The organism is Pseudomonas sp. W17, assembly GCF_040268305.1.
GTDB classification, from domain to species: Bacteria; Pseudomonadota; Gammaproteobacteria; order Pseudomonadales; family Pseudomonadaceae; genus Aquipseudomonas; species Aquipseudomonas protegens.
The window spans coordinates 4,067,742-4,087,635 of sequence record NZ_CP158490.1; the positions used below are offsets into that span (position 1 = coordinate 4,067,742).

The window sequence follows — 19,894 nt, forward strand, 5'->3', positions numbered from 1 at the left end:
GCCCCATGGCAATCATCAGCAAATGGGCGAAATCCATCGCCCGGGTCCTGGAAAGCAGCTTCAGCGTCAGCAGCACCATCGCCAGCCACTCCGGCGTCCTCGGTGACGCCCGGGAGAGTTTCATCCGTGACGTCCTCAAGCGCTTTCTGCCGAGCAACATCAGCATTGGTGCCGGGCAGATCATCGACTCCGAAGGGGGCATCTCCAAGCAGATCGACCTGATCATCTACCGCAACGATTTCCCCACCCTGCGCACCTTCGGCTCGGCGGACGTGTACCTGATCGAAGGGGTGATCGCCACCGTGGAGGTCAAGTCCCAACTCAACGAGAAGAGCCTGTTCGAGGCGCTGGAGAACGGCAAGTCCGTGCGCAACCTCAAGCCCTCGGTGCTGCGCCACTCCCTGGACGAGTACAGCGCCCGCATCTATGGACGCGACTATCAGAACCTGACGGTGTCGCAGATGAATTCGGTCATGGGCCTGGTGCTGCCGCCAGCCTATGTGTACGGGTATCGAGGCTACCCCGGCAGCAGCCTGGAGCCGTTGCGCAACAGCCTGAACGCCTGGCACAACATCCCCGACCGTGCCGGCGAACTGGACGTGACCCTGATGCCCGAGGTCATTGCCACCCAGGGCTGTGTGACCCTGAAGAACCTCAACAACCACCTGGCCCTGCCCCGGCCCGGCGCCGCCGACCTGGAGGCCTGTCGCCAGAGCTACAACACGGCCATGTCCAGCAGCATGAGCAAGCAGGAGTTCTTCGGTTGCTTTCGCGAAAGCAACGCCGAGAGCTTCGACTACGGCATCGCCATCAAGGCCTACGAAACGCCGCTGCAATACCTGATTTCCAGCTTGCTGGAGGCGGTGACCTCACGCATCGGCTACCAGCAACTGGGGGGGACGGCGATCCAGTACAACCTGTTGAAATACCACCTGAGTGAAGAGATGGAGGGCGGCTGGTCCGGCGCCGCGATCAACCTGACCCGGGTGCGTGATCCCAAGCTGGATCTGGCGGGCAAGTTCGGCTTGTGGAAGGCCGGGGCCTGAAGCGATCGACAGGGCCCGCAAACCGCGACTGGGCGCTCAGCCCGTCGTGGCCTTCGTGGGCAGCGCGATCAAGTGCTCGCTGCAGCCGAAGCCACCCACTGCGTCGTCGTACCAGAACACTTCCACCACCGCGATGCAGCCGTCATAGGACTGCCCTACCAGCGTGCCGTCGGCCTTGAACACCCGCAGGTAGCCGCCAACGCTGTAGCGCGAGCTGTCGCCATCGCCGGGCATGGTCATGGTGGGAATCCAGGCGCGCCAGCTGAACAAGCGGTACTTCTGGTAGTAGAAGGCCTGGTCGGCGCTGTAGTCGCGGCCCTGATACGGCGTGCCGTAGTAGAACGAGCCATAGGCCTGGTACGCCAGGTACAGCGCCAGCGCGGCGCCGAGAATGAGGTTGATCTTTTTCATTGCAGGGTCGTTCCTTTTACCCGTGGAAACATCAAGAAGGAGGCAGACCCAGCATGCGCAGGCACGCCTGGACAATGGCCTCGGCCAGGGCTCGGCCATCGTCCTCGCCGGCGGCGATCACATCGTCGGTGGCGCCATGCACCCCGGCGTAGATCAGCGAAGCAATCACCCCTGGCTGGGCCAGGGACCAGCAGCCGGCGCGCTGGCCGCCTTCAAGAAGGCCCAGCAACTGCTCGAGGATCGCGTTCTTTTCCGGGTTGCCGCGGTCGTGATGATGGTGGTTGGGGTAGACGATGTCGTGCAGGCGGTAGGTGTCGAGGTAGGCCTGCACGCTGGTGCGGATCCAGCTGCTGAGCTGCGCCACCCAGTCGTCCTCGGGGCAGGCCGCCACCGCCTGCTCCAGGCGCTGCAGGTAGTGCTGGGTATAGCGTTGCCCCAGGGCCACCAGCATGTCGTTCTTGGATTGGAAGTAGTGATAGAAGGTGCCCTTGGCCACCTCGGCGCGCTCGACGATCTCGCTGATGGTGGTGGCTTCCACGCCCTGGCTGAGGAACAGGTCTTGGGCGGCGGCCATCAGCTCTTCCAGGCGTACTTCGGCCGGTTTGGTGCGCGGCCGCGGCTGGGCAGCGCGCTTGGCAACCGGGGAGGTTTTGACACTCATGAACGAATCCGGGCTGTTCGACAAAGGTCGCCATTCTAGGGGATTTGTGGGGGAAAAGAGAGTTGAGAATCTTTTTCATTCCCCATTGACCGACGGTCAGTCGAAATACTATGCTCGCCCTGCAAGCCCATTCCAGACCTTGCGGGAGATACATCATGCAGCGCTATCGTCGCCCGGCCCTGGTCGCCGCCGCCTACCTCGGGACCTTCCTGGCGTCCCTCGACATCAGCATCGTCAACGTCGCCCTGCCAACCTTGCAGCAGGCCCTGGCCACCGACCTGGGCGGTCTGCAATGGGTGGTCAATGCCTACGCCATCTGCCTCTCGGCGTTCATGCTCTCGGCAGGCCCCCTGGGGGATCGCTTTGGTCACAAACGCTGCTGGCTGATCGGTGTGCTGCTGTTCTGCCTCGGCTCGGCGCTGTGCGCGCTGGCCCAGGAGCTTTCGCTGCTGCTGGCCGGGCGCGCAGTGCAGGGGCTGGCCGGGGCCCTGCTGATTCCCGGAGCGATGCCGATCCTCAGCCACGCCTTTCCCGAGCCTCGGCAACGGGCCCACGTGATCGGCGGCTGGTCGGCCTTCAGCGCCCTGGCCCTGATCCTCGGCCCGCTGCTGGGTGGCCTGTTGCTGGAGCACCTGGGCTGGCAGAGCATTTTCCTGATCAACCTGCCCATCGGCCTGCTGGCCCTGGCCCTGGGCGGCTGGGGCATCAGCGAGCGCAAGTACCCCCAGCACGCCGCGCTCGACCCCCAGGGCCAGATCCTCAGCGTGCTCTGCCTGGGGGCCCTGACCTACGGCCTGATCGTCGCTGGCGAGGACGGTTTCGGCAGCCGCGAGGCGCTCACCTCATTGCTGCTGGCGACGCTGGCGCTGCTGGCCCTGATCCAGGTCGAGCGTCGAGTGCAGCGGCCCCTGGTGCCCGTCACCCTGTTTCGCCAGCGGCCCTTTGCGGTGGCCAACCTGGCCTCGTTCATCCTCGGGTTTTCCTGCTACAGCAGCCTGTTCTTCTTCTCGATCTTCCTGCAGCAGATCCAGGGCTGGTCCGCCGCCGACACCGGCCTGCGCATGCTTCCGCAGTTCGTGGTCACAGGCGTTGTATCGATGCTCTTTGGCCGCTTGCACCGGCGCATCCCCCTGCCCTGGCTGATGGTTGGCGGCTATGGCCTGGTAGGCCTGGCCATGAGCGCCATGGCCGGCTTCGATGCCCACACGCCCTACTGGCTGGTGGGTTCGCTGTTCGGTCTGCTGGGGCTGGGCATGGGCCTGGCGGTGCCGGCCACCGGGCTGGTGGTGATGGCCTGCGCACCGGCAGAGCGCGCCGGCATCGCCTCGGCCAGCATGAACGCCCTGCGCCAGACCGGCATGAGCGTCGGCATCGCCCTGCTCGGCAGCCTGATGAGCACCCGGGCAGTGCAAGTGCTCAGCGAATCCGGCGCCACGGCCGGGTTCGACGGCGCCGCCGAACTGGCCCGGCAAGCGGTGACCGAACACCGCCTGCCGCTGCACGACCCGCTGTTCGCCGACCTCTATGGCGCCGCCATGACCAGCGGGTTTCGCCTGGCCATGGCCCTGGCCGGTTGCGCCAGCCTGCTGGCCATGGGGCTGTTGCTGGGAACTCGCCAGCAAGCGGTCCGCGAGCCTGCCGGCAGCCCCGGCACCAGGCCGGCTCGTTGACAAGCGCCGTGGTGGCACCGACCTTCCAGGCCCGGGACCGCTACATCCGGCCTGACGACTAAGGCGCCGTCCTCCACGATGTCGCAAAGGCGTTGCTCAAGGTCGAATCCAGCCTGCCACCCCAGCGCGCACTGTCCATACTCAAGGGCCTTGTCCCCTGGTAATGGAATACCCCCGTGAACCTGCCACCGGTCCTGCCTGACACCGCCCCTGCCCTGGTCAACCCGCTACGCCTGGATCAGGACGATCTACGGCATTTCAAGGAGCGTGGCTTCATCAAGCTGCGGGGGTTGTTGACGCCTGCGGCCATCCTGCAACTGCGGGAGCTGGCCAACAGCCAACTGCGCCCGACCTCCTCGGGCACCTCGGCCCATGGCGACGGTTTCAGTCGCCTGACCCACCGGGTGACCCAGGTCGGCATCCTCGAACGCCTCTACCGGCAACCGGCCTTCGCCCAGGTGCTGACCCGCCTCAGCGGCTGCCGCCTGATCATGAGCGAGGCCCAGAGTTTCGAGCTGGGGGTGGGACGCTCGGGCTTTGCCTGGCACTACGACTCGCTGAACTTTCGCTACATCCGCCCCCAGGACCCGGCCTTCAGCCTGTGGATGCCGTTGCAGCCGATACGCCCCGAAGTGCAAGGTGGCGGCATGGCCTGGGTGCCCCTGTCGCAATTCTCGGCCCAGGAGAATTTTCAGTTCTCGCGCCTGCTGGCAGGCAAACTGGCACGGGGCGAGTCGGTGGCCGAATTTTCCGCGCACCTGCACCAGACCTACTGCACACCCGGGATGCTCACCGACAGCTTCGAAGCACAGCGCATCGAAGACTCATTCGAACCCGGCGACGCCCTGCTGTTCAGCAAGTACCTGTGGCACCGCTCCAGCCCCTTGCTGGCCGGCGACCTGGAACGCCGCCAGGCTGTGACCCTGCGCCTGCTGGACTGGCGCGCATGCCTTGATCCACTGATGCAGGAAGGCGAAACCCGCAGCGCCGGTGGCCTCGGCATGGGCCTGGACGGTGGCCCGCTGAACCCAGTGTCCTACGGCTCGCGCTTCGTCGATATCACGCCCGGGGCACCGATCCGCAGCTCGGTCCATTGCGGGCCGATCCTCTGATCCAGGCTAGATCTCAGGCCCCAGCAGCACCTGCTGCTGCGCCGCACACTGCTCCACCAGGTAATCCCAGACCACCCGCAGCCGCACCGATTTGTGCAGCTCGCGGCGGGTGCTGATCCAGTAGGCGCGCTGGATGCTTTCCGTCGGCAGCAGCGGCACCAGTTGCGGGTCGGCGGCGGCCATGTAGCACGGCAGCACGGCGATCCCCAGGCCGGAACGGGCCGCTTCCTGCTGGGCAATGACACTGGTGCTGTGGAACACCACCTGGGGGTTGCGGCAGAAGCTGTTGAGGAACATCAGCTCCTGGCTGAACAAGAGATCATCGACGTAGCCGATCCAGGCATGCCGGCCCAGGTCCTCGCGGCTGCGCAAGGGCGGCGCGCGGTCCAGGTAGGCCTGGCTGGCGTACAGCGCCAGGCGGTAGTCGGTGAGCTTGCGGGTCACCAGCATGTCGGCGCTGGGTCGCTCCAGGTGGATGCTGATCTCCGCCTCACGGTTGAGAATGCTGACAAAGCGCGGCACCGCCACCAGTTCCACTTCCAGCCCCGGATACCGCTCGAACAGCCCAACCATGCGGCTGGCGAGAAACTTCACCCCCAGGCCCTCGGTGACCCCGACACGGATCTTGCCCAAAGGCGCGCTGGACTGGGTGATCTCTTCCTGCACCAGCAAGGCGACGTTTTCCATGGCCTCGGCGTGCTTGAGCAGCGCTTCGCCGGCCGGGGTCAGTTCGTAGCCCTGGGCGTGCTGGACGAACAGTGCGGTGCCCAGGGCCTTCTCCACCGCCTCGATGTGCCGGGCCACCGTGGCGTGGGTGGTGTTCAGCCGTCGCGCGGCGGTCAGCAGGCGGCCGCTGCGTTGCAGCTCAAGAAAGAAGCGCAGGTCATTCCAGTCGAACATGGGGTTTCCTTGCCGGAGTCGAAGGCCAACGCTGTTAGAAAACGCACAGCGGGTGGGTAAAAACTAACATTCTTTTAACGAAAGCTAACAACTAGGATGGCTCCCAATAAGAACGAAAAACGAGGTTAAGGATGCTCCCTGCCTTTGACGCCTACGACTACATCGTGGTCGGCGCCGGCCCAGCCGGCTGTCTTCTGGCCAATCGCCTGTCGGCCAACCCCCAGCACCGTGTGCTGCTGCTGGAAGCCGGTGGACGTGACAACTATCCCTGGATCCACATCCCCGTGGGCTACCTGTTCTGCATCGGCAACCCGCGCACCGACTGGTGCTTCAAGACCGAGGCCGAGCCCGGCCTGCAGGGCCGCAGCCTGAGCTACCCGCGGGGCAAGGTGCTGGGAGGCTGCTCGTCGATCAACGGCATGATCTACATGCGTGGCCAGGCTGCCGACTACGACAGCTGGGCCGCTGAAGGCAACCCGGGCTGGGGCTGGGACCAGGTGCTGCCGCTGTTCAAGAAAAGCGAGAACCACTTTGCCGGCGGCAGCGAACTGCACGGCGCCGCCGGTGAATGGCGGGTCGAGCGCCAGCGCCTGTCGTGGCCGATCCTCGATGCCTTTCGCAGCGCTGCCGAGCAGAGCGGCATTCGCAACATCGACGACTTCAACGGCGGCGACAACGAAGGGTGCGGCTACTTCCAGGTCAACCAGAAGGCCGGGGTGCGCTGGAACGCCGCCAAGGCCTTTCTCAAACCCATCGCCCAGCGCCCGAACCTGGTGGTGCTGACCGGCATCGAGGTGCAGCGGCTGATCCTCGAGGACGGCCGCGCCACAGCAGTGCGCGCCAACTGCCAGGGGCGCCTGGAGAACTTCAAGGCGCGCCGCGAGATCATCCTCTGCGCCGGCTCCGTCGGCTCGCCGAGCATCCTGCAGCGCTCGGGGATCGGCCCGGCGCCGCTCCTGCAACGCTTGGGGATCGGCGTCAGCCATGCCCTGCCCGGGGTGGGCGGCAACCTGCAGGACCACCTGCAACTGCGCCTGATCTACAAGCTGGAGAACGCCCGCACCCTGAACCAGATCGCGGGCAGCCTGTGGGGCAAGATGGGCATGGGCCTGCGCTACCTGTATGACCGCAGCGGCCCGCTGTCCATGGCCCCCAGCCAGCTTGGCGCCTTTGCCCGCTCGGGCCCGGAACAGACCCGGGCCAACCTGGAGTACCACGTGCAGCCGCTGTCCCTGGAGCGTTTCGGCGAACCGCTGCACGCCTTCCCGGCCTTTACCGCCTCGGTCTGCGACCTGCGCCCGCAGAGCCGTGGCCGGGTCGAGATCCGTTCCGTGGAGGCCGGCGATGCGCCGCTGATCCAGCCCAACTACCTGAGCCACCCCGAGGACCTGCGGGTCGCCGCCGACGCCATCCGCCTGACCCGACGCATCGTCAGCGCCCCGGCCCTGCAACCCTTCAAGCCCAGCGAATACTTGCCCGGGCCGCAGCTGCAGAGTGAGGAACAACTGCATGAAGCGGCGGCCCGCATCGGCACCACCATCTTCCATCCGGTGGGCACCTGCCGCATGGGCAGCGATGCCCAGGCGGTGGTGGACGCACAACTGCGGGTGCACGGCATTGCGGGGCTGCGCATCGCCGATGCCTCGATCATGCCGCGCATCACCTCGGGCAATACCTGCTCACCGACCTTGATGATCGCTGAAAAGGCCGCTGAACTGATCCTTGCCAGCGTCCCCAGGAGCACCGTCCAGCACAAGGAGCCCGCCACCCCGGCATGAGCGCAGGAGCCGGCTTGCCGGCGAAGGAACCCCCAAGGCCGGCGCCTGGCTTACGGGCCTCTTCGCTGGCAAGCCAGCTCCTACGGATGAGGGAAACGAGGGTTCATCGTGCGGTCGCGGTGAATCTGCAACAGCGGCGCCGGAAACGGCGTCGGCAGTGGAACAACAACAATAATCACTGTAAGGAAGCCCCCTATGTCAGAACACGCACAGCCCCTGAACGCGCCCCTGCAGGACTCCACTGCCAAGGGCAGCCAGAAGGTCATCTTCGCGTCGTCCCTCGGCACGGTGTTCGAGTGGTACGACTTTTTCCTCTACGGCGCCCTTGCGGCGGTGATCAGCAAGCAGTTCTTCGCCGGGGTCAACGACACCACGGCCTTCATCTTCGCCCTGATGGCCTTTGCCGCCGGCTTCGTGGTGCGCCCCTTCGGCGCCCTGGTGTTCGGCCGCCTGGGGGACATGATCGGGCGCAAGTACACCTTCCTTGCCACCATCATCCTCATGGGCGTTGCGACCTTCGCCGTGGGCCTGTTGCCCAACTACGCCAGCATCGGCATCGCCGCGCCGATCATCCTGGTGGCCCTGCGCATGCTCCAAGGCCTGGCCCTGGGCGGCGAGTACGGCGGCGCCGCCACCTACGTGGCCGAGCACGCGCCCCAGGGCAAGCGCGGCTTGCACACCAGCTGGACCCAGTCCACCGCGACCCTGGGCCTGCTGCTGTCGCTGCTGGTGGTGCTGGCCTGCCGTTACTTCACCGGCGACCAGTTCGAGGTCTGGGGCTGGCGCCTGCCGTTCCTGCTGTCCATCGTGCTGCTGGGCATCTCCACCTGGATCCGCATGAGCCTGCACGAGTCGCCGGCCTTCCTGAAAATGAAAGAGGAAGGCCGCGCCAGCAAGGCGCCGATCCGCGAATCCTTCGGCAAGTGGGAAAACCTCAAGGTGGTGCTGATCGCCCTGTTCAGCATCAATGCCGGGCAGGCGGTGACCTTCTATGCCGCGCAGTTCTACGTTTTGTTCTTTCTCACCCAGTTCCTCAAGATGGACCCGGCCCTGGCCAACAGCCTGCTGATCATCAGCGTGGTGATCGGTGCGCCGATGTTCATCTTCTTTGGCTGGCTCTCGGACAAGATTGGCCGCAAGCCGGTGCTGATGCTCGGCCTGCTGCTGGCCACGCTGCTGTACTTCCCGATCTTCAAGGCCCTGGCCCACTACGCCAACCCGGCCATCGACCAGGCCAGCCGCCAGGCGCCCATCAGCGTCACCGCCGACCCGGCCACCTGTACCTTCCAGTTCGACCCGGTGGGCAAGGCGCGCTTCGACAGCCCCTGCGACAAGGTCAAGACCTTCCTGGTGAAGCAGGGCCTGCCCTACAGCAGCATCGCCGCCCCCGCCGGCAGCCCGGTGCAGGTCAGCGTCGGTGATTTGAAGATCAACGGCTTCGACGAGGCCGCCCTGCGCGGCGCGGTGACCCTGGCCGGTTATCCGCAGCAGGCCGACAGCCAGAACGTCAACAAGACCATGGTGGTGGTGCTGATCGTCGCGCTGATCCTGATTGCCGCCATGTGCTACGGCCCGCTGGCGGCGCTGATGGTGGAGCTGTTCCCGACCCGTATCCGCTACACCTCCATGTCCCTGCCCTACCACATCGGCAACGGCTGGTTCGGCGGTTTCCTGCCGACCGTGTCCTTTGCCCTGGTGGTCTACACCGGCGATATCTTCTATGGCCTGTGGTACCCGGTGCTGATTACCGGGGTCAGCCTGGTGGTGGGGTTGTTGTGCCTGCGGGAAACCCGGGACGTCGACATCAACCACAACTGAGCAGCGTGCTCGGGCTTGCCGACGGGGGCGGTCTGGCGGGCCTCTTCGCTGGCAAGCCAGCTCCTACGGTGGCCGGTGATAGTGCGGGGAGCCCGTAGGAGCCGGCTTGCCGGCGAAGGCGGTCTGGCGGGCCTCAGGTGTTGTTGCAGCCCTTGGCGATGGAGTCTTCGTTGGAGGTGTAGGGCCGTGAAGGCTCCAGGTTCCACTCCGGCTTGTTGCGCGCAATATTGAAGTGGCAGACCAGTTGCCGGCGCATGCTGCCCACGCTGCTGTCGCGGTTGTCCGGGTTGTTCTTCCACTGGGCGTCCAGGTAGTGGTCGCTGGCCAGTTCGTTGAAGAAGTTGTTGGTCTGGTTGTCCTTGACGTTGCGCCCGCAATCGGTGGGCGTGACTTCCAGGGTCATGACTTTCTTGCCGAAGCCCGGGTCATCACGTTCGATCCACACCGCACTCTGCACATAGCGATCGCAGCTGTTCTTCTCGGTGATCGGGTAGATCACCTGCTTCTTGTTGTCGTAGACGAAACTCGCGTCCTGCTGGGGCGTCTGCGGCAGCTTCATGTTGATCACCGGCAGATACTGCTGCACGGCCTTGTACCACTGGATCTGGTTCAGCCGCGCACCTTCCAGGCCGCCATCCTCGGTGTAGAACAGGGCCAGGATCGAGGGCGATTGCGGCGGTTTTTCCTCCCACTTGGCCAGGCGCAGCTCATTCTGAGTGCCGAAGGATTCTGCGGCGATCTGCGCCATGGAACGGATGCTCTGGTAGAACGCCGGGCCGGCGGCGCTGTTGCGTTCGTCACGTACATCGAAGGAACACTGGCGCGAGTGGTCGCCACGGTTCTGTCGGTAGTTGGCGCCCCATTGCTCGGCGGTGGTCACACCAATTTCGTGGCAGTACTTCTCGACATTGCCCGGGGTGCGCCGCGAGTCGGTGCAGCCCTGCTGCCCGCGGTCGTCGGTGGCAGCGTCGATGGGGAAGGAACAGAGCACCGCATAGTCCTGGTGATCCTTGGGGTTGCCGAAGATGGTGTCGAAGATGAAGCCGCTCTGCAGTCCGTAGGCCAGCTTGCGGAACTTCGAATCCTTGCGCAGGTAGGACGCCGATACGCCGCCGCTGGCCTGGCTTTTCGGGCTGATGCTGTAGAACTGGTAGTCGGTGGACGGCCAGGTGGCGCGAAACAGCACTCCGGAACACAGGAATGCCGGTTTCGACGGGCCGCCGCAATCCTGGCGGGTGTCGTTGTACAACTGGTTGAGGCGGGCCACCGTGTCGCTGCCCTGGTCGGCCTGCACCGTGGGCAACAGGCACAGGCCGGCGAGACCGATGGCAACGGCAATGGGGGTTCTGCGTGCTTTCATGGGGTGACTTCCGTGTGGTGTGTAAACCCTGGCCAGCCAAGTCGTGGTCCGGCAATAAGCAGAAGATAGAAGCGCTGGTTGGCCCTGATGGACTTTTCCCGGCCTGTGTCCCCGATCCCCACCACCGGCGGCAGGCGCACGGCGATGGCTTGAATAAAACGCCGCATTGCGCCACTGTCTCGGCACTTTTTCCGGCGGAGACCGAACATGCTGTTGATCTTGCCCGCAGTGGTGGCCCTGGCCCTGATCCTGGTGTTCTGGCGCCGTCAGAAAGCCCTCACGGCCTTGCGTCGGGAAGCCCACATCCGCAATTTCACTCTGCCGCCGCGCTTGTTCGAGCCCCTGCGCACCCAGCACCCACACCTGAACCTCAAGGACTGCCAGCTGGTGGCCCAGGGCTTGCGCCAGTTCTTTCTCGCCTACCTCAAGAGTGGCCAGCGCTACGTGTCGATGCCGTCCCAGGTGGTGGACGACCTGTGGCACGAATTCATCTTGCATACCCGGGACTACCAGCAGTTCTGCAACCAGGCCTTCGGCCAGTTCCTCCACCACACCCCGGCGGCGGTGCTCGGCCAGAACGCCGCGCAACAAAGCGACAACGGCCTGCGCCGGGTCTGGCGCCAGGCCTGCCTGGAAGAGAACATCAACCCGGCCCAGCCCAGCCGCCTGCCACTGCTGTTCGCCCTGGACGCCAAGCTGAAGATCGCCGGGGGCTTTCACTACGTCGCCGACTGCCAGTCCCTGCGCCGCCTGACCGACAACGGCGGCAGCGCCACCCTGGTGCACTGCGGCAGCGAGCTGCACAGCAGCTCCCTGGACAGCGACTCTTCCGGCAGCAGCAGCGACAGCGACAGCTCGCGTTTCGGCGGTGATGGCGACGGTGGCGGCAGCGATGGTGGTGGGGGCGACAGCAGTGGCTGCGGGGGCGGAGGTTGTGGCGGCGGGGGCGGTGACTGAAATTCGCCAAAGAGCGGCACCTTGAGGCGCCGCTCCCGTTACCCAGGGTCGATCAGGCGATGATGTCGGTGACCGCCGCCTGGCCCACGGTACCCACGGCGAAGTCCACCGCGCCATGACCGGTCAGGTCGATCATCAGGCTGGTCTGGTTGGTTTCGGCGTAGTAGGTGAGGATCGCGTCGCCGGCATGCCCGGTGAAGCCGCTGACGAAGTTCAGGGTGGCACCACCGGAGGCGAATTGCGGGATCCCGGTGAGGTCGATCTTGTCCTCGCCGCTGACGAAATCCATGATCCAGTCCGGGGCGTCGAAGGTCGAATCCGCGGCTGCGCCGTAGACGAAGGTGTCAGCCCCCGCCCCACCCCACAGGGTGTCGCCACCGCCACCGCCATAGATGATGTCGTTGCCGGCACCGCCTTCGAGGATGTTCGCCGCAGCGTTGCCGATCAGCAGGTCATTGCCCGAGCCGCCGATGGCGTTTTCCACGGTCACGCCATGGGCGATGGACACGTTGCCCACCAGGCCGCCGACATCGGAGAAGCCCCCTTCATTGAGATTGATCTTCTGGTTCTGGGTGAAACCCGAGAAATCCAGGGTATCGTTGCCGCCGCCGTCCCAGACCGCGAACACCAGCTTGTCCGAAGCGCTGTGGGCGCTGTAGAAGTCCCGACCGGTGTTGGAGTTGAAGCCGTAGACAGTGTCGTCGGCACGGGTTTCCAGGTTGGCGCCATAGAGCTTCTGCACCGCGACGATATCGTCCAGCAACGGCGCCGAGGCGTAGGCACCGCCGCCGTCCTTGCTGAAGTCCTGCCCGGTGTTGCTCTCACTCCAGTAGCTCATCAGGCTGTAGCCGCGGGTGTCCTGGGCGTAGGTCACGTCGTTGTAGGTCGGGCTGCCGCTGCCGGCGTTGTACACGCCCGGGTGGGACAGGCCCAGGCTGTGGCCGATTTCGTGGGTCAGGGTCTGGCGGCCGTAGTTGCCGTTGCCCGGGGTTTCGTTGACCCGGTACTGGTCGTTGATCAGGTACCAGGACTGGCCGTCGTAGCTGCTGCCGGACGGCAGGTAGGCAAAGGCCGCGCCGCCGGTGCTGACGTTGTAGTTGCCGAAGCTCATGTGGCCGTCGCCACCCTTGGCCGCTTCAGTGAAGGTCACGTTGGCCACGTCCGCCCAGGATTGCAGGGACAGCAGCGCCTGGGCTTTTTGCAGTGCGCTGAACTCGCTGAAGCTGCCCAGGGCCGGGTTGTAGTTGGCCGGTTTTTCGGTGAGGAAGCTGTAGCTCAGGTCGATCTTGCCGTCGCCGTTCTGGTCGTGCCAGGACAGGCCTTTGCGCAGGATCGAATCCGCCGCCTGGTCGGCGGTGAAGGATGGCTTGCCGTTCACCAGCTCGCTGCCGCCACGGTCATACAGGTGGCTGAAGGCCTGGACCTGTTGGTAGGCAGTGCTGAGCGCTGCGTTCGGGTCGATCCCGTAGCCGATGGTTTCAGGGAGTGCTTTGGAGAGTGCGTTTGACATTGTTACGTCCTTGTTCCAGACAAAAAATTTCCGATAGAACAGCAACGACCCCGCCTGCGAGATCGTCCTATCACTCGCCCATTGAGGCGCAAGAAACCTGACACACTCGTCAACCGCGAGTCCACGGTTTTTTTTGTCCGACAAAAGCCCGAAAAGCGCTCTGGCCCGGGGTAAATATTCCACTCGCGCACGGCTCTGGCAGCAGATAGGCTAAGCATCAATCCGGGGCTGCAAAGCTCGCTCAAGCCTCTGCCCCAAGGCTGTTCCACGAGGAGTCCGCGATGCGCAAAATCCTGCTGCTGGGCACTTTGATGATCTTCACCGGCGCCGCCCACGCCGAAGGTGTACCGCTGTTCAACGTTTCCTGCCCCGGCAATCTGGCCGTCAGTGCCGACCAGGGCGGACCGATTTACATCAATGGCAAGGCGGTCAAGAGCAGCGCCGTGGATGACCGGCATTTCCAGGTCAAGACGCCGGAAACAACCCTGACCATCAGCGTCGAGGACGACGATTCGGTGACCGTGAAATACAGCGACAAACACGGTGCCAGTGGCCTGTGCGAAGCCGTGGACGACTGAGGCCTCTCAGAACAGGCCCATCTGCCCACCCACCAGGGTGCTGAAATCGTCCTGCACGAACGGCAGGATGGCATCTGCCACCGGTTGCAACTGGCGGGTCAGGTAGTGCTCGTAGTCGATGGTCGCGCGGCGGTTTTCCAGGGGCTCGGGGCCGGCCAGGGTGATCACGTAGCTGATCCAGCCGCCGTTCTGGTACTGCAGCGGGCGGCCCTGCTCGCGGTTGTATTCGTCCGCCAGGCGCGCTGCGCGGACATGCGGCGGCACGTTGCGCTCGTAGTCGTCCAGGGGCCGGCGCAGGCGCTTGCGGTAGATCAACAAATCATCCAGTTGCCCGGCCAGGGTGCGCTGCACGTAGTCGCGCACATAGTCCTGGTAGGGCTGGCGGTGGAAGATGCGCTGGTACAGCTCCTGCTGGAATTCCCGGGCCAGGGGCGACCAGTCGGTGCGTACCGTCTCCAGGCCCTTGTAGACCATCTCCTGGCTGCCATCGGCGCGCTGCACCAGGCCGGCGTAGCGCTTCTTGCTGCCCTCCTCGGCGCCACGGATGGTGGGCATCAGAAAGCGTTTGTAGTGGGTTTCGAACTGCAACTCCAGGGCGCTTTCCAGGCCGTATTGCTGCTGCAGGTGATCACGCCACCACTGGTTGACGTGGGCCACCAGGGCACGACCGATCAGGCCTGCCTGTTCCTCGTCATGCAGGCCGCCGAGCCAGACGAAGGTGGAATCGGTGTCGCCGTAGATCACCTGATGGCCCTGGGCCTCGATCAGTTGCCGGGTGCGGGCCATGATCTCGTGGCCACGCAGGGTGATGGAGGACGCCAGGCGCGGGTCGAAGAAGCGACAACCGCTGGAACCCAGCACGCCGTAGAAGGCGTTCATGATGATCTTCAACGCCTGGGACAGCGGCGCATTGTGCTCGCGCTTGGCCACTTCGCGGCCCTCGGCGACCCGGGTCACGATCGACGGCAGGCAATGCCGGGTGCGGGAGAAACGCGCGCCGCGAAAGCCGGCTACCGAATGTTGCTCGTCCGGTTGGCGCAGGCCTTCCACCAGCCCCACCGGGTCGATCAGGAAGCTGCGGATGATCGACGGGTACAGGCTCTTGTAGTCCAGCACCAGCACCGACTCGTAGAGCCCGGGCCGCGAATCCATGACGAAACCGCCGGGGCTGGCCTGGGGCGGCAGCTCGCCCAGGTTGGGGGCGACAAAGCCCTGGCGATGCATCAGCGGCATGTACAGGTGGGTAAAGGCCGCCACCGAACCGCCGCTGCGGTCGGCGGGCAGGCCGGTGACCGTGGCCCGTTCCAGAAGAAAGGTCAGCAACTCGGTCTTGGCGAAGATCCGCGTCACCAGTTCGCAGTCCTTGAGGTTGTAGCGGGCCAGGGCCGGCTTGTCCTCGGCGAACATGCGGTTGATCTCGTCCATGCGCTGGTAGGGATTGTCGATCGACTTGCCCTCCCCCAGCAGGGCCTGGGCGACATTTTCCAGGCTGAAGGACGCAAAGCTCCAGGTCGCCGAACGCAACGCCTCGATGCCGTCGATGATCAAGCGGCCGGCGGCCGAGGCGAAATAGTGGGTACGGCTGCCGTGCTCGCGCCACTGCATTTCCTCGCCACCACGCCCCAGGCGCAGCGGCACCGCCAGGCGCCGGGCATGTTCGTGGAGTACGCGCAGGTCGAACTGCACCAGGTTCCAGCCGATGATCGCGTCGGGGTCATGCTCGGCCAGCCACTGGTTGAGCCTCTCCAGCAACTGCTCGCGGCTGGCGCAGAACTCCAGGTCGAAATCCACCGCACTGTCGTCGTCCCGGGCCTTGCCGAGCATGTACACCTGGCGCTGGCCGCAACCTTCCAGGGCAATGGAATACAACTCGCCGCGCTCGCTGGTCTCGATGTCCAGGGACACCAGCTTGAGGCTCGGCCGGTAGTTTGGCGCCGGCTTCATCTGCGCTTCCAGCAACAAGCCATCGGGGCCGGGCTGGCCGCCGAAGGACACCGGCGCGGTGATGAAGCGCTCCATCAGGTAGCGCTCGGGCGGCCGCACATCGGCTTCGAACACCTCCACCCCGGCGCGCCGCAGGGTCTTCTCCAGGCGCATCAACTGATTGTGCTGCGGGCAGTACAGGCCCAGCACCGGACGCTGGTGGAAGTCACGCAGCTGCAAGGGGCGCAGTTGCACATCCGGGTCGTCGCTCAGCAAGCGCTCGGCCTGGGCGCGCTGCGCCGCCGGGATGAAGGCCACGCAAGTCTGCAACGGCAGGCGGATCTGGCGCGGCCCCTGGTCGGTGGCCAGCCAGAAATCGACTTGCGTGCCCGCCGGCGTATCGCGCCAGTGCCGAGTCAGGACGAAGCCTTGTTGTACATCCACCGCTGCAACCTCAGAACATTTCAAGGCGCCGATTCTACCTGCCCAGCCCTGCGTTGGGGGGGCCGGATGATGGCTTTTCGGCTTTTGTCAGACAATATGTAGTGCCTGAAAATTTTCACTACAAAACCGTTGACGAGAGGATTTCGGCCTTGCATGATGCAGACGTCTCCCCGATCGGGGGACGAGGCAAAGGTGTTATGAGCAAGCTCGTCTGACCGCCGAGTTGTGACCCGGATGTGTACTGCCCACAAGGCAGATTGATGAAACTGACCTGGCATTGACCGTCCAGTACCACGACGGGAAGCCGGCGAAAACTCTTCAAGATGCTTGTGGCCGATGGTGGGAATGTCGGCAGCTTCATCCAGGTTTACGCTGCTTCTCTTCGTTGTGACGCTATTGCGTAGCAGTTAATCAAGGCAACTACACGCATCAGGCTCTGGGCCTTATCTGTATCCGACAGACACCCTCTGTCGCCCTGTTTCCGGTATCAGGGTTCAACTTACCGACGTAGCAAGATGAATTAGCGAATCAACTTAGATAGATCGATAAATGGTCAAGGGGGCTACAAATGAATCTTAATAACCAACCCACTATTGATGAATTGGCACGTATGTTCGCCGCACAGAAAGACAGCCACGACAGCCACATCCTGTGGATCGCCAAGTCGGGCCAAGTGCATATCGACTGCCTGTCGCCCCATAGCCATGAAGCAGAGTTCGACCAGAACAACCGGGAGCTGGCAGCCCGCCTGAAGATGTACCGCCGCGGCCAGGGCTACGTCGGCAAGAAAGCCGCCGCCGACAAGGACTTCATCGGCCGGGTCCTGGAGACCCTGAAAGCCGAATGGCAATCGCTGCGGGATAAATCGGAAGTTCGGGTTATTGATCGGTTTTGCTGAGATAAGTTAACACTGGGTATAAGCCAACAAGGGGCGCTGAACTTTCAGCGCCCCTTTTTATTGTCTGCAACGAACTTGAATTGCCTTTTCCGGACACCGAAACCACTTCAAAAGCGCCATCTGCTAAGGGTTGGACACCATAATGGCTAATTAGTATCATTCGTCCATTCAAGCCGACCTGAAGGTTGGAATACGGACTTTCAGGATCATGCTGAGACTCAGTACAACCATCAGGAGGTCTACTCGATAGCTAAGCCAAATCTGGGAAAAGGATTTTTTGTGACTGATCGCTGCGGTGTTTTGCGTTACATCATTGAACAGTATTACTCGGGAGACATAGAAACTGCCTGTTCCCATACCGGGTACAGCAGCAAGCAGATCGCGGACTGGTGTTCTGGCCAATGCCAGCCACAGCACCTCACAGTTGAACACTTCATACACTGTGCTTTTACGCCTGAATTCCAGTCAGTGGTGGAGTTCGCCGAGTTCAAGCAAGACCAGCCGGTGATGGCTCAGTTGAGAACCCTGTTCAAGGGCCACGAAGAGCGGGCAGGCATCTATGCCTTTTATGACTCGATGGCCAACCTCATCTACCTAGGCAAAGCCACCAACCTGTTGAAAGAAACCTACTCGGCCATTCGCCGGGACGTAGACATCCAGTTCCCGGCAGGGATCAAGAAGAAGCCCGATAAACGCTACGAAATCGTTCGCTACATCTCAGCCTACGACGTCGGCAGCTCCGATTGGTTGGATTTCCCAAAACACGTTGAATCACTGATCCTCAGAATTTCCAAGCCTATCTTGAACAAGAACATCGGCCATATCGAACAGGCGTATACGCCTCCTGGCATCGACTGACACGCATCCTACCCCTCCTGCAGCCGGGAGATCTTCCCAAATAACAGGTGACAGGACGGTCTACCGCCCTGCCGCCTTTTAAGGGTTTGCTTCAGAACGCAAAACACGAACACCCAAACGCCCCCCAGAACCCCTGGAAGTCACTCACCGGCACATTGGACATGCGCGCTTTCTGGTGCCCGTGGGCATGCACCGCGCAGGGTCCGCTGCACTGGTGCACCTGGTTCTGCAGCGGTGCGTTGGGCTTCCAATGCCCTGGCACCTTGGCCACCGGCGACCAGTCCGGAGTCACCGGCAGGCTCGGTGGAGCCAGTTTGTCGAAGTCGCCGGCCGCGTGGACCACCTTGCCGTCCACTACGGTGAGCAGGGATTCGATCCACTTGATCGCCTCTTCCTCGACGCTGAAGTAGTCCGCCGACAGGGCCACCAGGTCCGCCAGTTGCCCGACCTTGATCTGGCCCTTCTTGCCCTGTTCCGAGGAGAACCAGGCGCTGCCGTGGGTGTAGAGCTCCAGCGCGGTATCGCGGCTCAGGCCCTGGGGGTACAGCTCCAGCCCGCCGACAGTCCGGCCACTGACCATCCAGTACAGCGAGGTCCAGGGGTTGTAGCTGGAGACTCGGGTGGCGTCGGTGCCGGCGCCCACCGGAATGCCTTCGGCGAGCATGCGCTGGATCGGCGGGGTCATTTCGGCGGCCTTGGCGCCGTAGCGCTCGACGAAGTACTCGCCCTGGAAGGCCATGCGGTCCTGGATCGCGATGCCGCCGCCCAGGGCCCTCACCCGTTCGATGTTCTTCGGGCTGATGGTTTCCGCATGATCGAAGAACCACGGCAGGCCGTTGAAGGGAATGTCGCGGTCGACCTTTTCGAACACATCGAGCATCCGCGAGATGGATTCATCGTAGGTGGCGTGCAGGCGGAACGGCCAGCGTTGCTCCACCAGGTGGCGCACCACCGGTTCCAGCTCCTGCTCCATGCTCTGCGGCAGGTCGGGACGCGGTTCGAGGAAGTCCTCGAAGTCGGCGGCGGAGAACACCAGCATCTCCCCTGCCCCGTTGTGCCGCAGGAAGTCGTCGCCCTGACCGTAGGTGACACTGGAGGTCCAGTGCTTGAAGTCCGCCAGTTCTTCCTTGGGCTTCTGAGTAAACAGGTTGTAGGCGATGCGCACGGTCAGTTGCTGCTGAGCCGCCAGCTGGTTGATCACCTGATAGTCGTCGGGGTAGTTCTGGAAGCCGCCGCCGGCATCGATGGCGCTGGTGACCCCCAGGCGGTTGAGCTCGCGCATGAACTGGCGGGTCGAGTTGACCTGGTATTCCAGGGGCAGCTTGGGCCCCTTGGCCAGGGTCGCATACAGAATCATCGCGTTGGGGCGGGCGATCAGCATGCCGGTGGGGTTGCCGTTGCCATCGCGGACGATCTCGCCCCCCGGCGGGTTCGGCGTGTTGCGGTCGTAGCCCACCACCCGCAGCGCGGCGCGGTTGAGCAAGGCGCGGTCATACAGGTGCAGGACGAACACCGGGGTATCCGGCGCCGCCTGGTTCAGTTCTTCCAGGGTCGGCATGCGTTTCTCGGCAAACTGGAATTCGTTCCAGCCGCCCACCACCCGTACCCATTGCGGCGCCGGCGTACGCAGCGCCTGTTCCTTGAGCAGGCGCAGGGCATCGGCCAGGGACGGCACGCCCTCCCAGCGCAGTTCCAGGTTGTAGTTGAGGCCGCCGCGGATCAGGTGCAGGTGCGAGTCATTGAGCCCGGGGATCACCGTGCGCCCCATGAGGTCGATGACCTGGGTGCCGGCACCGCGCAGGGCCATGGCCTGGGCGTCATTGCCCACGGCGATGAAGCGCCCGTCCTTGATCGCCACCGCACTGGCCCGGGGCCGGGCCCGGTCCACGGTGTGCAGGCGGCCGTTGAACAGAATCAGGTCGGCAATTGCATCGGGTTTCATGGCATTGCTCCAAACGAAGGTCGGGAAG

Annotated in this window: 16 protein-coding genes; 9 read left to right on the top strand and 7 right to left on the bottom strand. The window is 64.0% G+C overall.

Going from position 1 to position 19,894, the window contains the following annotated elements; all coding sequences use genetic code 11:
• Positions 1-5: 5 nt before the first annotated feature.
• Entirely contained in the window at positions 6-1,046 is a 1,041-nt protein-coding gene (locus ABCR88_RS18690) for a DUF6602 domain-containing protein (RefSeq protein ID WP_350403046.1), read from the top strand.
• Positions 1,047-1,082: 36 nt separating this feature from the next.
• Here ABCR88_RS18690 and ABCR88_RS18695 read toward each other — a convergent pair whose 3' ends face one another.
• Together ABCR88_RS18695 and ABCR88_RS18700 are read right to left on the bottom strand one after the other, a co-directional pair.
• On the bottom strand, positions 1,083-1,457 hold the full coding sequence (locus tag ABCR88_RS18695) for a hypothetical protein (RefSeq protein WP_325985914.1): 375 nt from the start codon (positions 1,455-1,457) through the stop codon (positions 1,083-1,085).
• Between the two features lie 31 nt (positions 1,458-1,488).
• Complete coding sequence (locus ABCR88_RS18700) at positions 1,489-2,118, bottom strand: TetR/AcrR family transcriptional regulator (protein ID WP_015635232.1); 630 nt, start codon at positions 2,116-2,118, stop codon at positions 1,489-1,491.
• 155 nt (positions 2,119-2,273) lie between these two features.
• On the opposite strand from ABCR88_RS18700, the gene ABCR88_RS18705 reads away from it, so the two are divergent.
• Positions 2,274-3,788 (top strand): MFS transporter, encoded by a 1,515-nt coding sequence (locus ABCR88_RS18705; protein ID WP_350023981.1) that lies wholly within the window; start codon positions 2,274-2,276, stop codon positions 3,786-3,788.
• A gap of 176 nt (positions 3,789-3,964) precedes the next feature.
• Positions 3,965-4,900 carry a phytanoyl-CoA dioxygenase family protein gene (locus ABCR88_RS18710; RefSeq protein ID WP_019094400.1) on the top strand — a complete coding sequence of 312 codons (936 nt, stop codon included), beginning with the start codon at positions 3,965-3,967 and terminating at the stop codon, positions 4,898-4,900.
• A 6-nt stretch (positions 4,901-4,906) separates the two neighbouring features.
• On the opposite strand, the gene ABCR88_RS18715 is transcribed toward ABCR88_RS18710, so the two are convergent.
• Positions 4,907-5,800 (bottom strand): LysR family transcriptional regulator, encoded by an 894-nt coding sequence (locus tag ABCR88_RS18715; protein ID WP_041117577.1) that lies wholly within the window; start codon positions 5,798-5,800, stop codon positions 4,907-4,909.
• 131 nt (positions 5,801-5,931) lie between these two features.
• Between ABCR88_RS18715 and ABCR88_RS18720 the strand changes: the two genes are divergently transcribed.
• Together ABCR88_RS18720 and ABCR88_RS18725 are read left to right on the top strand one after the other, a co-directional pair.
• Positions 5,932-7,578, top strand: a complete 1,647-nt coding sequence (locus ABCR88_RS18720; RefSeq protein WP_325985913.1) for a GMC family oxidoreductase — start codon at positions 5,932-5,934, stop codon at positions 7,576-7,578.
• 195 nt (positions 7,579-7,773) lie between these two features.
• On the top strand, positions 7,774-9,396 hold the full coding sequence (locus ABCR88_RS18725; RefSeq protein WP_350403051.1) for an MFS transporter: 1,623 nt from the start codon (positions 7,774-7,776) through the stop codon (positions 9,394-9,396).
• Positions 9,397-9,529: 133 nt separating this feature from the next.
• Here the strand turns inward: ABCR88_RS18725 and ABCR88_RS18730 are convergent, their stop codons facing one another.
• On the bottom strand, positions 9,530-10,756 hold the full coding sequence (locus ABCR88_RS18730) for a DUF2599 domain-containing protein (protein ID WP_053157830.1): 1,227 nt from the start codon (positions 10,754-10,756) through the stop codon (positions 9,530-9,532).
• Between the two features lie 207 nt (positions 10,757-10,963).
• Between ABCR88_RS18730 and ABCR88_RS18735 the strand changes: the two genes are divergently transcribed.
• Complete coding sequence (locus ABCR88_RS18735; RefSeq protein ID WP_041117569.1) at positions 10,964-11,713, top strand: hypothetical protein; 750 nt, start codon at positions 10,964-10,966, stop codon at positions 11,711-11,713.
• Between the two features lie 52 nt (positions 11,714-11,765).
• On the opposite strand, the gene ABCR88_RS18740 is transcribed toward ABCR88_RS18735, so the two are convergent.
• Positions 11,766-13,223, bottom strand: coding sequence for a serralysin family metalloprotease (locus ABCR88_RS18740; RefSeq protein WP_041117567.1), 1,458 nt, complete (start codon positions 13,221-13,223; stop codon positions 11,766-11,768).
• 281 nt (positions 13,224-13,504) lie between these two features.
• On the opposite strand from ABCR88_RS18740, the gene ABCR88_RS18745 reads away from it, so the two are divergent.
• The gene (locus ABCR88_RS18745) at positions 13,505-13,801 is read left to right on the top strand and encodes a hypothetical protein (RefSeq protein WP_015635226.1); all 297 of its coding nucleotides are present in this window, start codon (positions 13,505-13,507) and stop codon (positions 13,799-13,801) included.
• Between the two features lie 6 nt (positions 13,802-13,807).
• On the opposite strand, the gene ABCR88_RS18750 is transcribed toward ABCR88_RS18745, so the two are convergent.
• Positions 13,808-16,168, bottom strand: a complete 2,361-nt coding sequence (locus ABCR88_RS18750; protein WP_350403055.1) for a DNA polymerase II — start codon at positions 16,166-16,168, stop codon at positions 13,808-13,810.
• A gap of 568 nt (positions 16,169-16,736) precedes the next feature.
• On the opposite strand from ABCR88_RS18750, the gene ABCR88_RS18755 reads away from it, so the two are divergent.
• Both ABCR88_RS18755 and ABCR88_RS18760 read left to right on the top strand, forming a co-directional pair.
• Positions 16,737-17,066: a hypothetical protein gene (locus ABCR88_RS18755; protein WP_041117563.1), complete on the top strand. Its 330-nt coding sequence runs from the start codon at positions 16,737-16,739 to the stop codon at positions 17,064-17,066.
• 279 nt (positions 17,067-17,345) lie between these two features.
• On the top strand, positions 17,346-17,924 hold the full coding sequence (locus tag ABCR88_RS18760) for a hypothetical protein (protein ID WP_041117561.1): 579 nt from the start codon (positions 17,346-17,348) through the stop codon (positions 17,922-17,924).
• Between the two features lie 91 nt (positions 17,925-18,015).
• Here ABCR88_RS18760 and ABCR88_RS18765 read toward each other — a convergent pair whose 3' ends face one another.
• A complete protein-coding gene (locus tag ABCR88_RS18765; protein ID WP_337153401.1) occupies positions 18,016-19,866 on the bottom strand; it encodes an amidohydrolase in 1,851 nt (616 codons plus the stop codon).
• Positions 19,867-19,894 lie beyond the last annotated feature (28 nt).